General features: G+C 65.0%; 15 protein-coding genes and 1 tRNA gene. 8 read left to right on the top strand and 8 right to left on the bottom strand.

Features of this window, described 5'->3' with window-relative positions:
* Window positions 1-95 precede the first annotated feature (95 nt).
* From ihfB to ACNHGR_RS02740, 3 genes are all read left to right on the top strand, one after another.
* The gene (gene ihfB, locus ACNHGR_RS02750) at window positions 96-383 is read left to right on the top strand and encodes an integration host factor subunit beta (protein WP_475284020.1); all 288 of its coding nucleotides are present in this window, start codon (window positions 96-98) and stop codon (window positions 381-383) included.
* Window positions 384-489: 106 nt separating this feature from the next.
* Window positions 490-575: transfer RNA gene (locus ACNHGR_RS02745), tRNA-Leu, on the top strand.
* Between the two features lie 68 nt (window positions 576-643).
* A complete protein-coding gene (locus ACNHGR_RS02740) occupies window positions 644-2,428 on the top strand; it encodes a cation:proton antiporter domain-containing protein (protein ID WP_475284019.1) in 1,785 nt (594 codons plus the stop codon).
* Here ACNHGR_RS02740 and ACNHGR_RS02735 read toward each other — a convergent pair.
* From ACNHGR_RS02735 to ACNHGR_RS02705, 7 genes are all read right to left on the bottom strand, one after another.
* A complete protein-coding gene (locus tag ACNHGR_RS02735) occupies window positions 2,425-3,369 on the bottom strand; it encodes a glutaminase (RefSeq protein ID WP_475284018.1) in 945 nt (314 codons plus the stop codon). The genes ACNHGR_RS02740 and ACNHGR_RS02735 overlap by 4 nt on opposite strands.
* 43 nt (window positions 3,370-3,412) lie before the next feature.
* Window positions 3,413-3,976 carry a nucleoside 2-deoxyribosyltransferase domain-containing protein gene (locus ACNHGR_RS02730; protein ID WP_475284017.1) on the bottom strand — a complete coding sequence of 188 codons (564 nt, stop codon included), beginning with the start codon at window positions 3,974-3,976 and terminating at the stop codon, window positions 3,413-3,415.
* Window positions 3,977-3,996: 20 nt separating this feature from the next.
* Window positions 3,997-6,660 carry an alanine--tRNA ligase gene (gene alaS, locus ACNHGR_RS02725; protein WP_475284016.1) on the bottom strand — a complete coding sequence of 888 codons (2,664 nt, stop codon included), beginning with the start codon at window positions 6,658-6,660 and terminating at the stop codon, window positions 3,997-3,999.
* Between the two features lie 72 nt (window positions 6,661-6,732).
* On the bottom strand, window positions 6,733-7,002 hold the full coding sequence (locus ACNHGR_RS02720; protein WP_475284015.1) for a hypothetical protein: 270 nt from the start codon (window positions 7,000-7,002) through the stop codon (window positions 6,733-6,735).
* A gap of 122 nt (window positions 7,003-7,124) precedes the next feature.
* Window positions 7,125-8,384, bottom strand: coding sequence for a M24 family metallopeptidase (locus ACNHGR_RS02715; protein WP_475284014.1), 1,260 nt, complete (start codon window positions 8,382-8,384; stop codon window positions 7,125-7,127).
* On the bottom strand, window positions 8,371-8,997 hold the full coding sequence (locus tag ACNHGR_RS02710; protein ID WP_475284013.1) for a glutathione S-transferase family protein: 627 nt from the start codon (window positions 8,995-8,997) through the stop codon (window positions 8,371-8,373). The genes ACNHGR_RS02715 and ACNHGR_RS02710 overlap by 14 nt, the downstream gene beginning before the upstream one ends.
* A gap of 139 nt (window positions 8,998-9,136) precedes the next feature.
* Window positions 9,137-11,248, bottom strand: a complete 2,112-nt coding sequence (locus ACNHGR_RS02705) for a malate synthase G (RefSeq protein WP_475284012.1) — start codon at window positions 11,246-11,248, stop codon at window positions 9,137-9,139.
* 202 nt (window positions 11,249-11,450) lie between these two features.
* Here ACNHGR_RS02705 and ACNHGR_RS02700 point away from each other — a divergent pair, with 202 nt between their 5' ends.
* Genes ACNHGR_RS02700 through ACNHGR_RS02690 form a run of 3 tightly spaced genes read left to right on the top strand, consistent with a single transcriptional unit; the run spans window position 11,451 to window position 15,393 of the window.
* Window positions 11,451-12,356: a LysR family transcriptional regulator gene (locus ACNHGR_RS02700; RefSeq protein WP_475284011.1), complete on the top strand. Its 906-nt coding sequence runs from the start codon at window positions 11,451-11,453 to the stop codon at window positions 12,354-12,356.
* A 27-nt stretch (window positions 12,357-12,383) separates the two neighbouring features.
* Window positions 12,384-14,651 (top strand): NADP-dependent malic enzyme, encoded by a 2,268-nt coding sequence (locus ACNHGR_RS02695; RefSeq protein WP_184271571.1) that lies wholly within the window; start codon window positions 12,384-12,386, stop codon window positions 14,649-14,651.
* 52 nt (window positions 14,652-14,703) lie between these two features.
* The gene (locus ACNHGR_RS02690) at window positions 14,704-15,393 is read left to right on the top strand and encodes a L,D-transpeptidase (protein ID WP_475284010.1); all 690 of its coding nucleotides are present in this window, start codon (window positions 14,704-14,706) and stop codon (window positions 15,391-15,393) included.
* A 4-nt stretch (window positions 15,394-15,397) separates the two neighbouring features.
* Here ACNHGR_RS02690 and ACNHGR_RS02685 read toward each other — a convergent pair whose 3' ends face one another.
* A complete protein-coding gene (locus tag ACNHGR_RS02685) occupies window positions 15,398-16,285 on the bottom strand; it encodes an EamA family transporter (RefSeq protein WP_475284009.1) in 888 nt (295 codons plus the stop codon).
* A 152-nt stretch (window positions 16,286-16,437) separates the two neighbouring features.
* Between ACNHGR_RS02685 and ACNHGR_RS02680 the strand changes: the two genes are divergently transcribed.
* Both ACNHGR_RS02680 and ACNHGR_RS02675 read left to right on the top strand, forming a co-directional pair.
* Window positions 16,438-17,646: an MFS transporter gene (locus tag ACNHGR_RS02680; protein ID WP_475284008.1), complete on the top strand. Its 1,209-nt coding sequence runs from the start codon at window positions 16,438-16,440 to the stop codon at window positions 17,644-17,646.
* Window positions 17,647-17,685: 39 nt separating this feature from the next.
* Window positions 17,686-18,825 carry an aspartyl/asparaginyl beta-hydroxylase domain-containing protein gene (locus tag ACNHGR_RS02675; protein WP_475284007.1) on the top strand — a complete coding sequence of 380 codons (1,140 nt, stop codon included), beginning with the start codon at window positions 17,686-17,688 and terminating at the stop codon, window positions 18,823-18,825.
* Window positions 18,826-18,881: the final 56 nt, after the last annotated feature.

Here is an 18,881-nt window from a genome sequence, read left to right as displayed (position 1 = left end):
TGGAAACGTAACGACCCTCTTGTTCGCCGATTGTCAACGCCTTGCGGATTATCTATAACAGCGCAGGGGCACAGCAGAGGGGCGCTGGAGATCCAATGATCCGTTCGGAACTGATCCAGAAACTGGCCGAGGAAAATCCCGGCCTCAGTCTGCCGGAAGTGGAAAAGATCGTCGATCTTTTCTTCCGGGAGATCGTCGACCGCCTGTCTACCGGCGGCCGTGTCGAATTGCGCGGCTTTGGCGCATTCACCACGCGCGCACGCGATGCCCGCACGGGGCGCAATCCGCGCACAGGCGAGCAGGTGCCGGTGGATGCCAAGCGCGTTCCCTATTTCAAGCCGGGCAAGGAAATGCGCGAACGGCTGAACGGCAAGGGCGCCTGAAGCCACCATTGCGTTGATGCTGATCGCGATCGACCTGTCACGCGCGATCGCCCTTGACCTGCCGCGCGCCAGCCGCCACTGAGACGCGGCCTGGCGATGCTGCCAAGCGGACGTGGCGAAATCGGTAGACGCAGCGGACTTAAAATCCGCCTCCCCCTGGGAATATGGGTTCAAGTCCCATCGTCCGCACCAGCAAAGATGACAGGCTTTTTCCTGCCAAAGGACTGGATATTGCGGCCAGTTGCCGCAATGATGCCGATATGGCCGGCGCAATCAATCCCAACAGCTTCAGCGACTCCCTTGTCATTCTGGGGGCCGCTGGCCTTGTCATTCCGGGTTTTGCCCGTTTCCGCATCAGCCCGGTAATCGGCTTCATCCTTGTCGGCCTGGCGGTCGGACCCGCTGGGCTTGGGTCGCTGGTGGAACAATATCCCTGGCTCTATCATGTCACGATATCGAACCGGGCGGCGATCGAACCATTTGCCGAGCTGGGCGTCATCCTGTTGCTCTTTTCCATCGGGCTGGAACTGAGTTTCCGAAGATTGTGGACCATGCGCACGCAGGTGTTCGGCGTGGGCGCCGCGGAACTGATCGGCGGCGCGCTGCTGATCGCCATGGGCCTCTATTTCCTGGGCCAGCCGACTGCCGGCGCCATCGGGCTGGGGCTGGCGCTCGCCCTCTCATCCACCGCCGTCGTGCTGCCCATGGTCGGCACCCAAAGCGCGGTCGGACGCGCGGCCTTCTCGATGCTGCTGTTCGAGGATCTGGCGCTGGTCCCCATCATCTTCATGCTGGGCGCCCTCGCCCCCTCCGTCGCGGCCAGCCCGGACGGCGCCTGGGGCGAAATGGCCAATACGCTGATGAAGGGCGGGGTCACCATCGCCGTCATGCTGGTGCTGGGCCGCGTCATCCTGCCCCATGTGTTCAGCCAGGCAGCCCGAACCAAGAGCCCGGAAGTGTTTCTGGCGGCCAGCCTGCTGGTGGTCATCATATCCAGCCTGGCGACATCGATTGCCGGCCTGTCGCCGATCGTGGGCGCGCTGCTCGCGGGCCTGCTGATCGCCGAGACGGACTATCATAGCGAAGTCGAGGTGATGACCGCTCCGTTCAAGGGGCTGGCGCTGGGCGTGTTCCTCATCACCGTGGGCATGAGCCTCGACATCCGCGTGATCCTGGCCAACTGGCCAAGCCTGATGATGGCGGTGGTCGGCGTGGTGCTGGCCAAGACGCTGGTGACGGCGGGGCTGCTCTACTTCTCGGGCGCGCGCAAGGGCGTGGCGCTGGAGGTCGGCGTGCTGATGTCCAGCCCGTCGGAAACCACCCTGATCGTGCTGTCGGCCGCTGCGGCCGCGCAACTGATCCTGCCGTCCACCGCCGCCTTCTGGCAGATCGTGACCGCCATCGGCCTCACCATCACGCCGCTGCTGGCGCGGATCGGCCATGATATCGCCCGCCGGCTGGAAATGGCGTTGGGCGAGGAGGTGGTTGAAGCGACCGAGGAGCATACGGAGGCTGCCGCTGTGGTCATCGGCTTTGGCCGGGTGGGTCGCATGGTGTGCGACCTCCTCAAGATGCACAAGCAGCGCTTCATCGTGGTCGAATCGGACCCGGATGTCGTCGCGGAGGCCCGGCGACTGGGCTATCCGATCCTGTTTGGCGACGTCGCGCGCGCCGAAACGCTGGACCGGTTGCGGCTGGGCCATGCCCGTGCACTCATTCTGACGATGGACGACCCGGTGCTGTCGGTGCGGGTGACGAAGCGGGTGCGCGGCTGGGTGCCCGACCTGCCGATCATCGCGCGCGCGCGCGATACCGATCATGCGGCGCAACTCTACAAGGCCGGGGCCAGCGATGCGGTGCCGGAGACGCTGGAAAGCTCGCTGCAACTAGCGGAGACGGCGCTGGTCGATCTGGGCGTCGCCATGGGGCCGGTGATCGCGTCGATCCACCAGACGCGCGAGGATCTGCGCGTCGGGATCAAGGAAGCCGCGCAACTGGAAACCGCGCCCAAGCTGCGGCGCCTGCGCGCGGACGAGGTGCCTTAATCGCCTTCCTCAGGCGGGCTGAATACCGACCAGCCGGTGCGACGCGCCAGCATTTCCAGTGCCTGCGTGCCAAGCTGGCTATTGCCGCTGTCGTTGAGGCCCGGCGACCAGACCGCGATCGAGGCACGGCCGGGGACGATGGCCAGGATGCCGCCGCCTACGCCCGACTTGCCGGGAATACCGACGCGAAAGGCGAAGTCGCCCGACGCATCATAATGGCCGCAGGTCAGCATCAGCGCATTGATACGCCGGGCGCGACTGGGCGACACCACCCTGCCCCCGTCGGGATGGCGCCCGTCCAGCATGAGATAGCGACCGGCGAGCGCCAGTTGGCGGCAATTCATCTCGATCGCGCATTGGTGGAAATAGCTGCCCAGCACCAGATCGACCGGATGCCTGACATTGTTGAACGCGCGCATATAGTTGGCGAGCGCCATGTTGCGAAAGCCGGTCGCGGTTTCCGACGCCGCAACATCCTCATTGATCGCGATGCTGTCGTCACCGGTCAGATAGCGCATGAAGCGCAACATCTCACCGATCGCCACGCGCGGCTGATGGCCACCAAGGTTCACGTCCGACACGACAATGGCGCCGGCGTTTATGAAAGGATTGCGTGGGATGCCCTCCTCCCGTTCCAATTGTGTGATGGAATTGAAGGCATTGCCAGACGGCTCCCGCCCGACCCGCGCCCATAGCTGGTCGCCGACCTTGCCCAGCGCAAGCGTCAGGGCGAAGACCTTGGATATGGACTGGATCGAAAAGCCCGTGTCCGCGTCCCCGCCGGTCAGCATCCGCCCGTCGGACGTCGCGATGGCGATACCGAATTGCGCCGGATCGACCTTCGCCAGTTCGGGGATGTAGCTGGCGACGGTGCCGCGATCGTCGGCAGCGGCCATTGCGGCGGTGATGTCGGTCAGGAGCGCGGGAAGATCGATGGCCATGACAGGGCTTTAGCCCAAGCTGGTACTGATGAGAAAGGCGCGATCAGTCGAGCGCGCGGTTGACCGTCGCGATGCGCCCGCGCACTTCCCGCAGGAGTTGTTCAAAGGACGAAACCTGCTTCGCGCCGTAACGCTCGGCCGTGATATCCACATTGCCCTTTCGCCAGAAACCATCGGGGCAGTAGATGACGAGCTTTCCCGACCTGGCATGCAGCCCCATTTCGAGCAGGCTTACCGGGCTTTGCGATCCCGGCGCGAAGTAGAGGATGATGATATCCGCACTGTCGAGCGCGGCCAGCTCCCATTCCACCTGTTGCCGGAAATTCGGGTCGCTCGCTTCCGGCTTCCACGCCGGGTTCCAGTCGGGCCGGCGCGGATTGAGGATGGCGACCCGCTCATCGGTCAGCGCCGCGATCATGTCGCGCTGCCAGTCGGTTGCTTTGCCCATGTCGATGCTGCCACCCAGAAACAGACGGGCGCGATCATGCGTGGCCGGCAGGGGTGCGGGCGAGGTAACGACCACCGGTTCGGCAGCCTGCGCAGCAAGAGGCGCTACCAACAGCAGCGATGTCAGGAACAGGCGGAGCATGGGGATGGACGGCGTCATGACGTGACGCCGCCCCGATCTCAGGCCGGGACGCTGGCGAGCGCAGCCTTGACCGCATCGATCGCGGCTTGTGCCTTGTCGCCGTCGGGACCACCGCCCTGCGCCATGTCGGGACGGCCACCGCCGCCCTTGCCGCCCAGCGCTTCCACGCCGGCGCGGACCAGATCGACCGCGCTGAACGTGCCGGTCAGATCGTCGGTGACGCCCACGGCAATGGTGGCGCGGCCTTCGACGACGGCCAGCACAGCGGACACGCCGCTGCCCAGGGTCTTCTTGTTGCCGTCCACGATGCCGCGCAATTCCTTGGGGTCGAGGCCGTCGATAACCTGACCCAGGAAGTCGACACTGCCGACCTTTTCAGGGCCAGCCGCCTGCGCGGAACCGCCGCCGCCCAGCGCCAGCGCCTTCTTCGCATCGGCCAGTTCGCGCTCCAGCTTGCGGCTCTGCTCAACCAGCGCGGCGATGCGCGCGGGCACGTCGTCGGGCGAGGTCTTGAGCGCGGCGGCGGTCTGGCGCAGCTTGTCGTCGCGGTCGATCAGCCACAGCCGGGCTGCTTCGCCGGTCAGCGCCTCGATCCGGCGGACGCCGCTCGACACGGCGCTTTCCGACACGATCTTGAACAGGGCGATATCGCCGGTCGCGCGGACATGGGTGCCGCCGCACAGTTCGACCGAATAGCTGTTGCCGCCCGGTTCGCCCGGCAGGCCCATGGAAAGAACGCGCACTTCATCGCCATATTTCTCGCCGAACAGCGCCATGGCGCCGGCAGCGATGGCATCGTCCGGGGTCATGAGGCGGGTCGTGACTTCCTCATTATGGCGGATCTCCGCGTTCACATCGGCCTCGATCGTCGCGATCTGGGCATGGGTCAGCGCTTCAGGATGGCTGAAGTCGAAGCGCAGGCGCTCGGCCGCAACCATGCTGCCCTTCTGCGTGACATGTGCGCCCAGTTCCTTGCGGAGGGCGGCATGCAGCAGATGGGTGGCGCTATGGTTGGCGCGGATGCGGTCGCGACGCTCGACATCGACCGACAGGTTGACCGTGTCGCCCAGCTTGACGCTGCCCGCGTTGATCGTCGCCTGATGCGCGTGCAGGCGGCCGAGCGGCTTGGACGTGTCAGCCACGTCGGCCACCAGTCCGGCGAGCGACGTGATGGTGCCAGCATCGCCATTCTGGCCGCCGCTTTCGCCATAGAAAGGCGTCTGGTTGGTGATGATCGTCACCACGTCGCCAGCGGTCGCGCTGTCAATATTCGCGCCATCCTTGACGATGGCCAGAACCTCGCCTTCGCCCTTGGTGGACGAATAGCCGACGAATTCGGTGTTGCCGGCCTTCTCCGCGATGTCGAACCAGATTTCGTCCGATGCCTTTTCGCCTGACCCCTTCCAGGCGGCGCGCGCGGCGGCCTTCTGTTCCGCCATGGCGGCGTCGAAACCGGCACGGTCGACCGACAGGCCCTGGGTGCGCAGCGCATCTTCGGTCAGGTCATAGGGGAAGCCATAGGTATCATAGAGCTTGAACGCGGTTTCGCCGGGCAGCGTGCCGCCTTCGCTGAGGCCAACAGTCGCTTCGTCCAGCAGCTTGAGGCCGTTTTCCAGCGTCTTGCGGAACCGGGTTTCCTCCCGCAGCAAGGTTTCCTCGATCAACGGCTGGGCGCGGACCAGTTCGGGATAGGCGCCGCCCATTTCCGACACGAGGCTGGAGACGAGGCGATACATCAGCGGGTCTTTCGCGCCGATGATATGCGCATGGCGCATGGCGCGGCGCATGATGCGACGCAGAACATAGCCGCGACCTTCATTGGCGGGCAGCACGCCGTCGGCGATCAGGAAGCTGGTCGAGCGCAGATGGTCGGCGATGACGCGGTGGCTGGCCTGAAATTCGCCATCGCTCGCGGTCTTCGTGAGCGCGGCGGAATCGGCGATCAGCGCCTTGAACGTGTCGGTGTCATAATTGTTGTGGACGCCCTGCATGACGGCCGCGATGCGCTCCAGCCCCATGCCGGTGTCGATCGAGGGTCTGGGCAGTTCCGAAACGATCTCGTTGGCTTCCTGCTCATATTGCATGAAGACGAGGTTCCAGATTTCGACGAAGCGGTCGCCATCTTCCTCCGGCGAACCGGGAGGGCCGCCCCAGATATGGTCGCCATGATCGTAGAAGATTTCCGAGCAGGGACCGCACGGGCCGCTGTCGCCCATCGCCCAGAAATTATCCTTGGTCGGGATGCGGATGATCTTGTGGTCGGGAAGCCCGGCAATCTTCTTCCACAGGTCGAACGCCTCATCGTCCGTGTGATAGACGGTCGCGGTCAGCTTTTCGGCGGGAAGCCCCCATTCCTTCGTCAGCAGGGTCCAGGCATGATGGATCGCCTGTTCCTTGAAATAGTCGCCGAAGCTGAAATTCCCCAGCATTTCGAAGAAAGTATGGTGGCGCGCGGTATAGCCGACATTGTCGAGGTCGTTATGCTTGCCGCCGGCGCGGACCGACTTCTGGCTCGACGTCGCGGTCTTGTAGGGGCGCGTTTCCAGACCCGTGAAGACATTCTTGAACGGCACCATGCCGGCGTTCACGAACATCAGCGTCGGGTCGTTGTGCGGCACCAGCGGCGCGGACGGAACGATGGTGTGGCCGTTGGCCCCGAAATAGTCGAGGAAAGAGCGGCGAATGTCGTTGGTCGAGGTCATGGGGGCGATTTAGTGGGAAGCGGCCCGCCGCACAAGCGGGGGATTTGGTCGTGATGATTGAGAGGTTTGGTTCTATGCGTCGTTCATCGCATATTGGATCAACAGATCACATTTTTGCTCCTCCGACAAACCTTCCTCCAAGCCCTCCATAAATTCCTGAATGAGGAAGGTTTCCAAGAAGTAGGCGTATGTTCGACCGTCACGCTCAATTGTTTCCGTCGTATCAGGTGCGGGATTTAAGATGATCGCTTCCGCGTCAGGAAGCCAAGGGAATACGGCATATATAGTCCCAGCATCGCCAATCCAATCTGTAGCATCACGCAATAGGTCTAAGAGCCTCATGCCATTCCTTCAGTTATTTCCATAACATCCTGCGTCACCCCGGCCTTGAGCCGGGATCCCGCTTCTTCCCGCCGACGCAAGGCAGCGGGACCCCGGCTCAAGGCCGGGGTGACGGATGGTTGTCAGCCAATCGGCTCTTCAATCGACACCGGCGGCTTCGAGAACCACGCCGGTCCCTGTGCGGTCATATGGAAGCAATCCTCCATGCGCACGCCCATCACGCCGGGCAGATAGAGGCCCGGTTCGTTGGAGAAGCACATGCCGACGTCCAGCTTCGTCGTTTCGCCATGGACGAGGTTGACCGGTTCATGCCCTTCCATGCCGATGCCATGGCCAGTGCGGTGCGAAAGGCCGGGCAGCGCATAGCCGGGGCCATAACCCTGTTTCTCATAATAGCCACGCACAGCGTCATCGACCGAACCGGCGGGGGTGCCGAGTTTCGCGGAGGCGAAGGCGATCTTCTGCCCCTGCGACACGTCGTTCCAGACCTTGCGCTGCTGCGCGCTGGGCGCCGCGCCATGGACCCAGGTGCGGCTGATATCGGACTGATAATCCTCAACCGTGCAGCCGCAGTCCATCAGCACGACCTCCCCCGCGCGCACCGCCTGCGGCTTGCCGGAACCATGCGGATAGGCGGCCGCTTCGCCGAGCAGGATCAGGTTGAATTCCACCTGCCCGCCCAGTTGCTTCGTCGCCGCGCTCATCAGCGCGCCGATATCGGCGGGAGGCATGCCGGCCTTCACCTGTGGGTAGGTCCAGCGATAGGCCGCCATGGTGACGTCGGCGGCCGTTTGCATCAGCGCGATTTCGGCCGCCGTCTTGCGCATGCGGACGGCGCGGGTGACGGGGTCTTTCACAAGGCTTGCGGCGGGCAGCGCGGCCTTGATCCCATCGACCGCGAAATAGCGGACGGTTTCCTCGATACCGATGCGCCCCTTGGCCAGCCCCTTCGCGGTCAGATAGTCGGCGATCGGCGCATAGGGGCTTTCATGTTCCTGCCAGACGCGGACTTCCGCCGGGATCGCCAGCGATTCGTCGATCGAGGGTTTCTCGAAAAAGGGGCAGACGACCAGAGGCGTGCCGCTGGCCGGGATGACCAGCGCGGTCACGCGCTCGCTGCGATGCCAGCGGATGCCGCTATAATAAATGAGGCTGGCGCCCGGCTCAACCAGCAGGGCGTCGATACCGGCCGCCTGCATCATCGTCTGCGCGCGGGCTAGGCGGTCGGCGCGCTCGGCCTTGCCGATCGGCGTGATACCGCCGGCCAGGGATTTGAGCGCCTCGCCTGCCTTGTCCTGCGCGAACAGGCGCGGGCTGATGAGCGATGTGGCAAGGCCAGCGGCGGCATAGCGCAGCAGGGTGCGGCGATCAGGCGTAGGCATAATGTCCCCCGGTTTTCAGCGCGGCCTGATAGGCCGGCCGCGCATGCATCTCTTCCAGCCAGCGGATCAGATGCGGACGCTTGCTGTCAAGGCCGCCGCGTGCGCGCGACGCCTCCAGCGGGAAGCTCATCATCATGTCGGCGGCGGTGAAGGCGTCCCCCGCAAAATAACGCCGCGTCGTCAGTTCGCTCTCCAGCCAGTCGAGATGATCGTCCAGCATGCCCTGCACCGTTGACCGCGCGGGACGTCCGAGCAGGCCGAGCTTGCCCACGACCAGCAACGCCAGCAGCGGTGGCATCATCGATCCTTCGGCATAATGAAGGAACTGGCGGTAGAGGATCGCGCCCTGCGCGTCGGCGGGCGGGCCGAAGCGGTAGCCGGCGCGGGCGATCAGATGCTCCATGATCGCGCCCGTCTCGATCAGGTGATGGCCGTCCACCTCCACCACCGGGGAGCGGCCGAGCGGGTGGATCGCCCGGAGCGAGGCCGGTGCGCGCATCGTCTTGCGGTCGCGCTCATAGCGGCGGACTTCATAGGATTCGCCCAGTTCCTCAAGCAACCAGAGGATGCGTTGCGACCGGCTGTTGTTCAGATGATGGACGATGATGGTCATGGCGTGGCCCTTCCATGCTGCGCGCCGGGTCAGGGCTAACGCAGCATGGGGACAGCCACAAGATCGTCATTGCGAGCGGAGCGAAGCAATCCAAGGTCGCGCCAGTGGATTGCTTCGCTCCGCTCGCAATGACGAAATTTTATGCGTCTTCCAGCGCTTCCGCCTTCTGTTCCGCGCGGAAGGCGTGGAGCAAAGGCTCGGTATAACCGCTGGGCTGCTCGACACCCTCGAACACCAGCGCGCGGGCGGCCTGATAGGCCAGGCTCTCCGCTTCCCGGCCGCTCATCGGTTGATAGAGCGGATCGCCCGCATTCTGCGCATCGACCTTGGCAGCCATCCGCTCCAGCGCGGCATCGACTTGGTCCGCCGTGCAGACACCATGCAGTAGCCAGTTGGCCATATGTTGCGAAGAAATGCGCAGCGTCGCGCGATCCTCCATCAGGCCGATATCGTGGATATCGGGCACCTTGGAGCAGCCGACGCCCTGATCGACCCAGCGGACGACATAGCCCAATATGCCCTGCGCATTATTGTCCAGTTCCTGCGCAATCTCCTCGTCCGAGAAGTTGCGGCCGACCGCGACCGGGATGGTCAGCAGCTTGTCGAGCGGCGCGACCCCTTCCGCCTCGCGCTCTGCCTGACGGGCGAAAACGTCGATCCGGTGATAATGGGTCGCATGCAGCGTCGCGGCGGTGGGCGACGGCACCCATGCGGTGTTGGCCCCGCTCTTCGGGTGACCCGACTTCTGCTCCAGCATGTCGGCCATGCGATCCGGCGCGGCCCACATGCCCTTGCCGATCTGCGCCCGGCCGGACAGGCCACAGGCAAGGCCGATCTGGACGTTGCGGTCCTCATAGGCGGTGATCCAGTCGCTGCTCTTCATCTCTCCCTTGCGGATCATCGGTCCGGCCTGCATCGACGTGTGCATCTCGTCCCCGGTGCGGTCGAGGAAGCCGGTGTTGATGAAGACGATGCGATCGCGAACCGCCTCGATACAGGCGGCGAGATTGGCCGAAGTGCGGCGTTCCTCGTCCATGACGCCGACCTTCAGGGTATGGCGGGCCATGCCCAGCATATCCTCGATCGCGTCGAACAGCCGGTTGGTGAAGCCCGCTTCTTCCGGCCCGTGCATCTTGGGCTTGACGATATAGACGCTGCCGGCGCGGCTGTTACCACCATCCTGCTTCAGGTCATGAAGCGCGATCAGGCTGGTGACGATGCCGTCCAATATGCCTTCGGGTGCTTCCTCGCCATTGGCCAGGCGGATCGCCGGGTTGGTCATCAAATGGCCGACATTGCGGACGAACAGCAGGCTGCGCCCCGGCAGCGTGAAGTTGCTACCATCCGGCGCGATATACGCACGGTCGGGGTTCAGCGCGCGGGTCATCATCGCCCCGCCCTTCTCGAACGTCTCTGTCAGATCGCCCTGCATCAGGCCCAGCCAGTTGGCATAGGCGGCAACCTTGTCCTGTGCATCGACGGCGGCGACGCTGTCCTCCAGATCGCAGATGGCGGTCAGTGCAGACTCCAGGATGACGTCGGATATGCCGGCCGGATCGGTCGCGCCGATCGGATGCGCCGTGTCGAAGACGACTTCGATATGCAGGCCGTTATGGCGGAACAGCTTGCCCTTCTCGCTCGTCCCAACGAACTGCGATGGGTCGGCCAGGATGATCTCCTCGCTCGCCAGATCGGCCCAGTTCCCGCTCGCCAGCGGGATCGCGTCGTCCAGAAACGCCTTTGCCCAGTCGATGACCTGCGCGCCGCGCGCGGCGTCATAGCCCTTGCCCATCGCCGCACCCGGTATCGCGTCGGTGCCGTAGAGCGCATCATAGAGGCTGCCCCAGCGCGCATTGGCGGCATTCAGCAGGAAGCGGGCATTGAGGATCGGGACGACCAGTTGCGGCCCGGCCAGACGGGCGACCTCATCATCGACATGCTCGCTGCCAATCGTGAAAGGCGCGGGTTCGGGGACCAGATAGCCGATCTCCCGCAGGAAAGCCTGATAGGCCTGCGGATCGTGGGGCTGGCCCCGGCGCTGCTCATGCCAGCCGTCGATCTGCGTCTGGAGCGTGTCCCGCTTGCGCAGCAGGGCTGCATTGTCCGGCGTGAAGCGCGCGAAGATATCGGCAGCGCCGGCCCAGAAGGCCTCGGACGCAATGCCGGTGCCGGGCAGCGCGCGGCCATCGATGAAGTCGGCCAGTTCCTGCGCGACCTGAAGGCCGGCCTTTTCGATCATGCGGTCAGTCATGAGTCCACTCCTTCACTCTCTTCCGTCATCCCCGCGCAAGCGGGGACCTATCTCCCAAGCGTTCCACCTGACGATGGGGCGGGAGATGGGTTCCCGCCTTCGCGGAAATGACGAAGGTGGTTGCTGCACATTATATAGCCAACTCCCATTATACCGTGTAGACGCTATTATTTAAATACAGTCATTCCTGTGGTGAACGAATATGATGGACCCGGACCATGAATTGTTCGTGACGGTCGTGGACGAAGGCGGGCTGGCGGCGGCCGGGCGGCGACTGCATATATCGCCCGCGATGATGTCGAAGCGGTTGGCGCGTCTGGAGGAACGGCTGGGCGCGAAACTGGTCCATCGCACCACCCGGCGGCTGGCACTCACCCCGGCCGGCGAGCGGCTGCATGCCGACCTGCGTACCATATTGGCGACGCTGGACGAGGCGGAACGGCGCGTATCGGGCATATCGGCTGTGGCCAGCGGACCGCTGCGCATCACCGCGCCGACCTCCTTCGGGCGCATGCACCTTGCGCCCTATCTGCCGCGCTTCATCGATGCCCACCCGAAGGTCGATCTGACCGTCGACCTGTCGGACGACTTTGCCGACCTGATCGAAAGCCGCGCGGACCTCGCCATCCGCATCACCGCCGATCCGGGGCGGAGCCTCACCGCCAGACGGCTGGCGACCAACCGGCGCATATTATGCGCGGCGCCCGCCTATCTGGACCGTTTCGGTGAACCGGCACGCATCACCGACCTCAAATCCCATCGCCTGCTGGCGGCCGAGGGGCAGATGCCCTGGCGGCTCGTCGGGCCGAAGGGACCGGTGAGCATCGAAGGGCGCAGCCATGTCCGCACCAACAGCAGCGAACTGGTACGCGAACTGACGCTGGCGGGCGGCGGCATCGCGCTGCGGTCCCTATGGGACATCAGCACTGCGCTGGAACGTGGCGAGGTGCGGCAGATATTGCCCGACCATGAAGGGTCCGCCGATGTCGGCCTGTTCGCGGTACAATTGCCGCAGGCCAATCCCCCGCTCGCCATCACCGCCTTCGTCGATTTTCTTGTTACACTTTATGTCCCGATGCCGCCCTGGGAACGCACTGTCTTGCCCTAGCGGAACCGAGGCTCTAAGGCCCCGGCCATGGACGATAACACCCGCCGCGCCGCCCTAGACTATCACCGCTATCCCCAGCCCGGTAAGCTCCGCATCGAGCCGACCAAGCGCATGGTGAACCAGCGCGACCTTGCCCTGGCCTATTCGCCGGGCGTGGCCGCGCCCTGCGTCGAGATCGCTGCCGATCCGGCCAAGGCCATGGACTATACCGCGCGCGGCAATCTGGTCGCCGTCATCTCCAACGGCACCGCCGTGCTGGGACTGGGCGCGATCGGCGCGCTGGCCTCCAAGCCGGTGATGGAAGGCAAGGCCGTCCTCTTCAAGAAATTCGCCGATATCGATGTGTTCGACATCGAAATCGACACGACCGATGCGGATGCTTTCGTGGATGCGGTCGCCCTGATGGAGCCGACCTTCGGCGGCATCAATCTGGAAGATATCAAGGCGCCCGAATGTTTCGAAATCGAACGGCGTCTGAAGGAACGGATGAACATTCCGGTCTTCCATGACGATCAGCATGGCACCGCCATCGTCGTCGCGGCGGCCGTACGCAACGCGCTGGTGTTGCAGGGCAAGACGCTCGCCGACGCAAAGCTGGTAACGTCGGGCGCCGGCGCCGCCGCGCTCGCCTGCGTCGACCTGCTCGTGTCGATGGGCCTGCCGATCGAAAATGTGACGATGACCGACAAGGACGGCGTCATCCATTCGGGTCGCGAGGGCATGCTGCCCAACATGGCGCGCTATGCCCGCAACACCAACGCGCGCACCCTGCCCGACGTGCTGCCGGGTGCTAACCTGTTCCTCGGCCTCTCCGCGCCGGGCGTGCTGAAGGCCGAATGGCTGCCGCTGATGGCGCCCAATCCGCTGATCTTCGCGCTGGCCAACCCGGAACCGGAAATCCGCCCCGAAGCCGCACGCGAAGTGCGCCCGGACGCGATCATCGCCACCGGACGGTCGGACTATCCCAATCAGGTCAACAACGTCCTGTGCTTCCCCTATATTTTCCGCGGCGCGCTGGATTGTGGCGCGACGCAGATCAACGAAGCGATGAAGGTCGCCGCCGCCGACGCCATCGCGGCGCTGGCCCGCATGCCCGCGCATGACAGCGTGGCGCAGGCCTATGGCGGCCGCAAGCTGGTGTTCGGCGCCGACTATATCATCCCCACCCCGTTCGACCCGCGCCTGATCGGCGAGATTGCGGTTGCGGTGGCGCGGGCGGCCATGGACAGTGGCGTCGCGACCAAGACGCTGGACCTGGACGATTACAAGCGCAGCCTGACGCATCAGGCCACGCGATCGGGCCAGTTGATGCTACCGGTGTTCGAAGCTGCGCGCGGCAGCCAGACTCGCATCGCCTATGGCGAGGGCGAGGATGACCGCGTGCTGCGCGCCATTCGCGACGCGCTGGACGAAGGCATTGCCCGTCCGACCATCGTCGCGCGCCGCCGCATCCTGGAACAGAAGCTGCCCGAACTGGGCCTCGGCTTCGAACTGGATCGCGACGTCGATGTGGTCGATCCCGAAACCGATCACCTCATCATGGGTGAGCTGGTCGAGGCCTATCGCGCGGTCGCATCCCGCCGGGGCGTGCCGGCCGACGAAATATTGCGCCATGTCTATCGCCGCCCGACCATCACCGCTGCCATGCTGTTGCAGACCGGCCGGGTCGATGCCGCGCTGGTCGGTGGCCGGTCCGAATATTGGGGGCAGGTCGAACATGTGCTGCGCATCATCGACCGGGCGCCGGATCACAGCCGCGTCTATGCGCTGTCGGGACTGATCCTGGACGCCGGCGCGCTGTTCATCACCGACACCCATATGGTGCCGGACCCGACGCCCGAACAGATTGCGGAAATGACGCTGGCGGCGTCGGCCGAAATTCAGCATTTCGGCCTGAAGCCGCGCGTGGCGATCCTGTCCCATTCCAATTTCGGGGCGTCGCACACCGACAGCGCACGCAAGATGCGCAAGGCGTACAAGATCGTGCGCGATGCCGCCCCCGACCTGGCGGTGGATGGCGAAATGCATGCCGATGCAGCGCTCAGCCAGTCATTGCGCGAACGCCTTATCCCCGATTCGCGGTTCGAGGGGCCGGCGAACCTGCTGGTCATGCCGAACCTCGACGCAGCCAACATCACGCTGACCGCGCTGGCGGCTTCCTCCAGCTCGCCTACGGTCGGGCCGATGCTGATGGGCCTGACCAAGCCGATCCATGTGCTGACCCCCGGCGTGACGTCGCGCGGCATCCTGAACCTGACCGCGATCGCGGCAGCGGAAGTGGCGCGGGAAGGCTGAATTTAACCTTCTGCGCCTATGCTGCCGCTGACATGGAGGCAATGGGACGAAGATGGCGGGTTTCCTGAAACGGTTCGGGCCGAAGCTGGCGATCGGCGGCGTGGCGGCGATGACCGCGCTGGTCATCGCCATATCGGTCGACCGGCAGGCGTTCGAGGGCAAAGCAGCGCCCGAAGCGCCGGTGCCGGAAAAAGCCTCACTCGCTCCTACCGCCTTTCCCGCCCCCGCTAAGCCCGCGGAATTGCGCAGCGATCAGGGCATGGCCGTCGATCCCCATGCCCTGCGCGTGAAGCGCGTGCTGAAGATCGACGGCCCGTTCCGCCATGGCGACTATGCCTGGGACGAAAAGGGCGCGCCGACCACCGGCCGCGTCATCATCACCGTCGACCTGCGGGCGCAGACCTTGTCAGTCTTTCGCGATGGCTATGAAATCGGCGCCGCCGTGATCCTTTATGGCGCGACCGACAAGCCCAGTCCCAAGGGCGCCTTCCCGATCACGCAGAAGATCGCGGACTATTATTCGCGCACCTATGACAATGCGCCCATGCCCTTTGCCCAGCGGCTGACCAGCGACGGCGTGTTCATCCACGGCAGCGACGTGCAATGGGGCCGCGGCACCCATGGCTGCATAGGCGTGCCCAGGGATTTCGCCGAAAAGCTGTTCGGCGTGACCAAGGTAGGCGATCTGGTGGTGATTACCGACGGCAAGATGCTGGACGTCAGCAAGGCGAAGGTGGGGTAACAGCCTATTGCGGCGCATCCTCGATCGTCGGCTTGTGCCCGGCGGTCAGCGCGCTGCCGCCGGACGCCGCCATAATGCACAGGATCGCGATCCACTGGAGCAGGGTCAGCCGCTCGCCCAGCAAGGCAAAGCCGATCACCGCCCCCACGGCCGGCGCGGAACTGACCATCAGGCCGAACACCGGTGCCGGCAATCGCCGCATCGCCTCCATATCCAGCGAATAGGGCAAGGCGCTGGACAGAAAAGCGATGGCGATGCCCAGCAACAGCACATGCGGGCTGAACAGCGCCGCAGTATAGTGGGCGACACCCACCGGCAGGATCAGTATGGCCGCGATCATCATGCCCCAGGCGACCGCATCCCCGCCCAAGGCGCCGGAAACGCGCTTGCCAGTCAGGATATAGGTGGCCCAGCAGGCCGCCGCGGCCAGAGCACAGCCGACCCCCAGCGGATCGAGCACCGCATCGCTGCGCAGCGGCAACAGCAGCAGCAACCCGCCGACCGCCGCTGCCAGCCACAGAAAATCGCGCGGCCGGCGCGACCCGAACAGGACCACGGCCAGCGGCCCGATCACCTCGATCGCAATGGCGATGCCGATCGGGATGCGGGCGAACGCCTGATAGATAAGGATGTTCATCAGTCCCAGCACAGCGCCATATGCCAGCAGGGACCAGCGTAAGTCGGAAGGGACCGCGCGCCGCCACGGCCGACGGAACAGTATCAGCAGGATCGCGCCCAGCCCGACCCGCAAGCTGGTGATGCCATAGGCGCCGACCACGGGAAAAAGGGTCTTGGCTATTGCCGCGCCAAGCGTAACCGACGTCAGCGACGCCAGCACGGCGCCTGCCCCGATGAAGACCACCCGTCCATCCTGCCCGATTTTCTCTGTCATGGCGGCGCTATAGCCGATCCAGTACCCACCGCTAAATGCAATTGATTGCAGAGTGCGGCACCGCAGGTGCAAAAATCTCATACGAATGCAGGGTTGACCAGCGCTGTCATCAGGCCCATTTGCGGGACTTCCGTATCTTTTTGCAACGCAGCATGGAGCTGGCCATGGGCACCCGTCCCCGCAGCGCGCACCCCGCGCTCGTCCTGTTTGCCCTGTCGGTCGGGGCCTTCGCCATCGGCACCACCGAATTTGCGGCGATGAGCCTGCTGCCCTTCTTCGCCCGCGACCTGGGGATCGATATCAGCACCGCCGGCCATGCGATCAGCGCCTATGCGCTGGGCATGGTGGCGGGTGCGCCGGTCATCGCCGCCTTTGGCGCCCGCCTGCCGCGCCGGACATTGCTGATCGGCCTGATGGCGATGTTCGCCATCGCCAATGCCCTGTCCGCCCTGTCGCCCAGCTATCACTGGATGCTGCTGTTCCGTTTCCTGAGCGGCCTGCCCCATGGCGCCTATTTCGGCGTCGCCGCGCTGGTCGCCGCCAGCCTCGTACCCATCGAAAAGCGCACCCTTGCCATCGCCAAGGTCATGTCCGGCCTGACCGTCGCCACCGTGCTGGGCGTCCCGGTCGCCAACTGGCTGGGGCAGGCGCTGGGCTGGCGCTCGGGTTTCTTCGTGGTGGCAGCGCTGGCCGTGGCGACGGTGACCTTGGTGGCGCTCTACGCCCCGCGCGACGCCGGCGACCCCAAGGCCAGCCCGATGCGCGAACTGACCGCGCTGGGCAAGGGGCAGGTGTGGCTGACGCTGCTGACCGGCGCGATCGGTTTTGGCGGCTTGTTCGCAGTCTACACCTATGTCGCCTCGACCATGATTGAGGTCACCCATGTGTCCGAACATTATGTCCCGCTGATCCTGGCCATCTTCGGCATCGGCATGACGCTGGGCAATCTCATCATCGCCTGGCTGGCGGACAAGGCGCGCAATCGCACCGTCATCGGCGTGCTGCTGTGGAGCGCCGCATCATTGGCGCTGTTCCCGCTGATGGCCGGCAATATCTGGACGCTCAGCCTGATCATCTTCCTGATCGGCATCGGCGGCGGCCTCGGCACGCCCTTGCAGGCACGCCTGATGGATGTCTCCGGCGATGCGCAGACGCTGGCCGCCGCACTGCATCACAGCGCCTTCAATGTGGCCAACGCCATCGGCCCCTGGCTGGGCGGCCTGTCGATCGCTGCGGGCTACGGGCTGGTATCAACCGGCTGGATCGGCGCGGCGCTGGCGCTGGGCGGCCTTGTCGTCTTCCTGCTGGCGATCATGCTGGAACGGCGCCCGTCCGACATGATTGCCGCCGCCGCTGAATAAGCCGCTTCCCCCCGCTGCCCCGCCCGATAAGGCGGGGACATGAGCGATCCGGCAAGAGAAGCGAAACTGGCGGAAGCCGCACTGGCGGCATTGCGGCGCGGCGATGTGCCGGTCGCGCTGGCAACCCTGCGCGAAATGGCCGATCCCCCCGCCATGCTGATGGCACAGGCCTGCAACCGCAGCGGCGATCTGGAGGGCGAGGCGGCGGCGCTGCGGCGCATGCTGGACGCCGATACCCGCAGCCTGCCTGCCCTGCTGGCCATGGGCCAGAATGCGCTGCGCCGGGGCGACGAGCGCGGGTCGATCAGCTGGTTTCGCGCTGCTCTGGCTCAAGCAGCCGCCACCGGCGCGCCGCCGCAACTCCAGTCACTGCTGCAACAGGCGCAGGCCAGCGTCGCGCAATCAAGCCAGCGGTTCGAGGATCATCTGACCGCCGCGATCCGCGACCTGCCCCAATTGCCGCGCATCGCTCACGCCACCGATCTGCTGCTCGGCAAGCAAGCCCTCTATCTGCAACAGCCCAGCATGTTCTACTTCCCCGGCCTGCCGCAGCGCGCCTTTTACGAGCGCTCGGAATTTGACTGGGTCGCGCCGATGGAGGCCATGACCGACGCGATCGTCGCGGAACTGACGGCCGTGCGCGCACAGGACACGGACTTCGCCCCCTATGTTCGGACATCCGCGGACCGCCCCGCCCCCAATAATCCGCTGCGCGACGACCCCAGCTGGGGGGCGCTCTATTTCTGGGAAGGCGGCGCGCCGGTGGAGGAGAATGCGCGGCGCTGTCCATCGGTCATGGCCGCGCTGGCGCTGGCACCGATGCCGATGATCGCGGGACGATCGCCCGCCGCGCTCTGGTCGCTACTCAAGCCCGGCACGCATATCCAGCCGCATCACGGCCTGCTCAACACACGCCTGATCTGTCACCTGCCCCTGCTGGTGCCCGGCGACTGCGCATTGCGCGTCGGGGCGGAAACGCGCGCCTGGCGCAAGGGCGAGATGCTGCTGTTCGACGACAGTATCGAGCATGAAGCCTGGAACCGCAGCGACGAGACGCGCGTCGTTCTGCTGTTCGAAGTGTGGCGGCCGGAAATCGACTTGGAGGAACGGGAAGCACTGACCCGGCTGTTCCAGGCGATCGACCTGTTCGGCCCGGCGCAGGCCGACACTGGCGGCTGAGCCTATGCAGATGCGCGTAATGTCGTTATAGGCAAGCGCAATAATATAACAGGGGA

It is taken from the genome of Sphingobium sp. RS1, assembly GCF_056156825.1.
The sequence above is the reverse complement of the archived record's forward strand: the minus strand, read 5'-3'. Positions and strand labels throughout refer to the sequence as shown.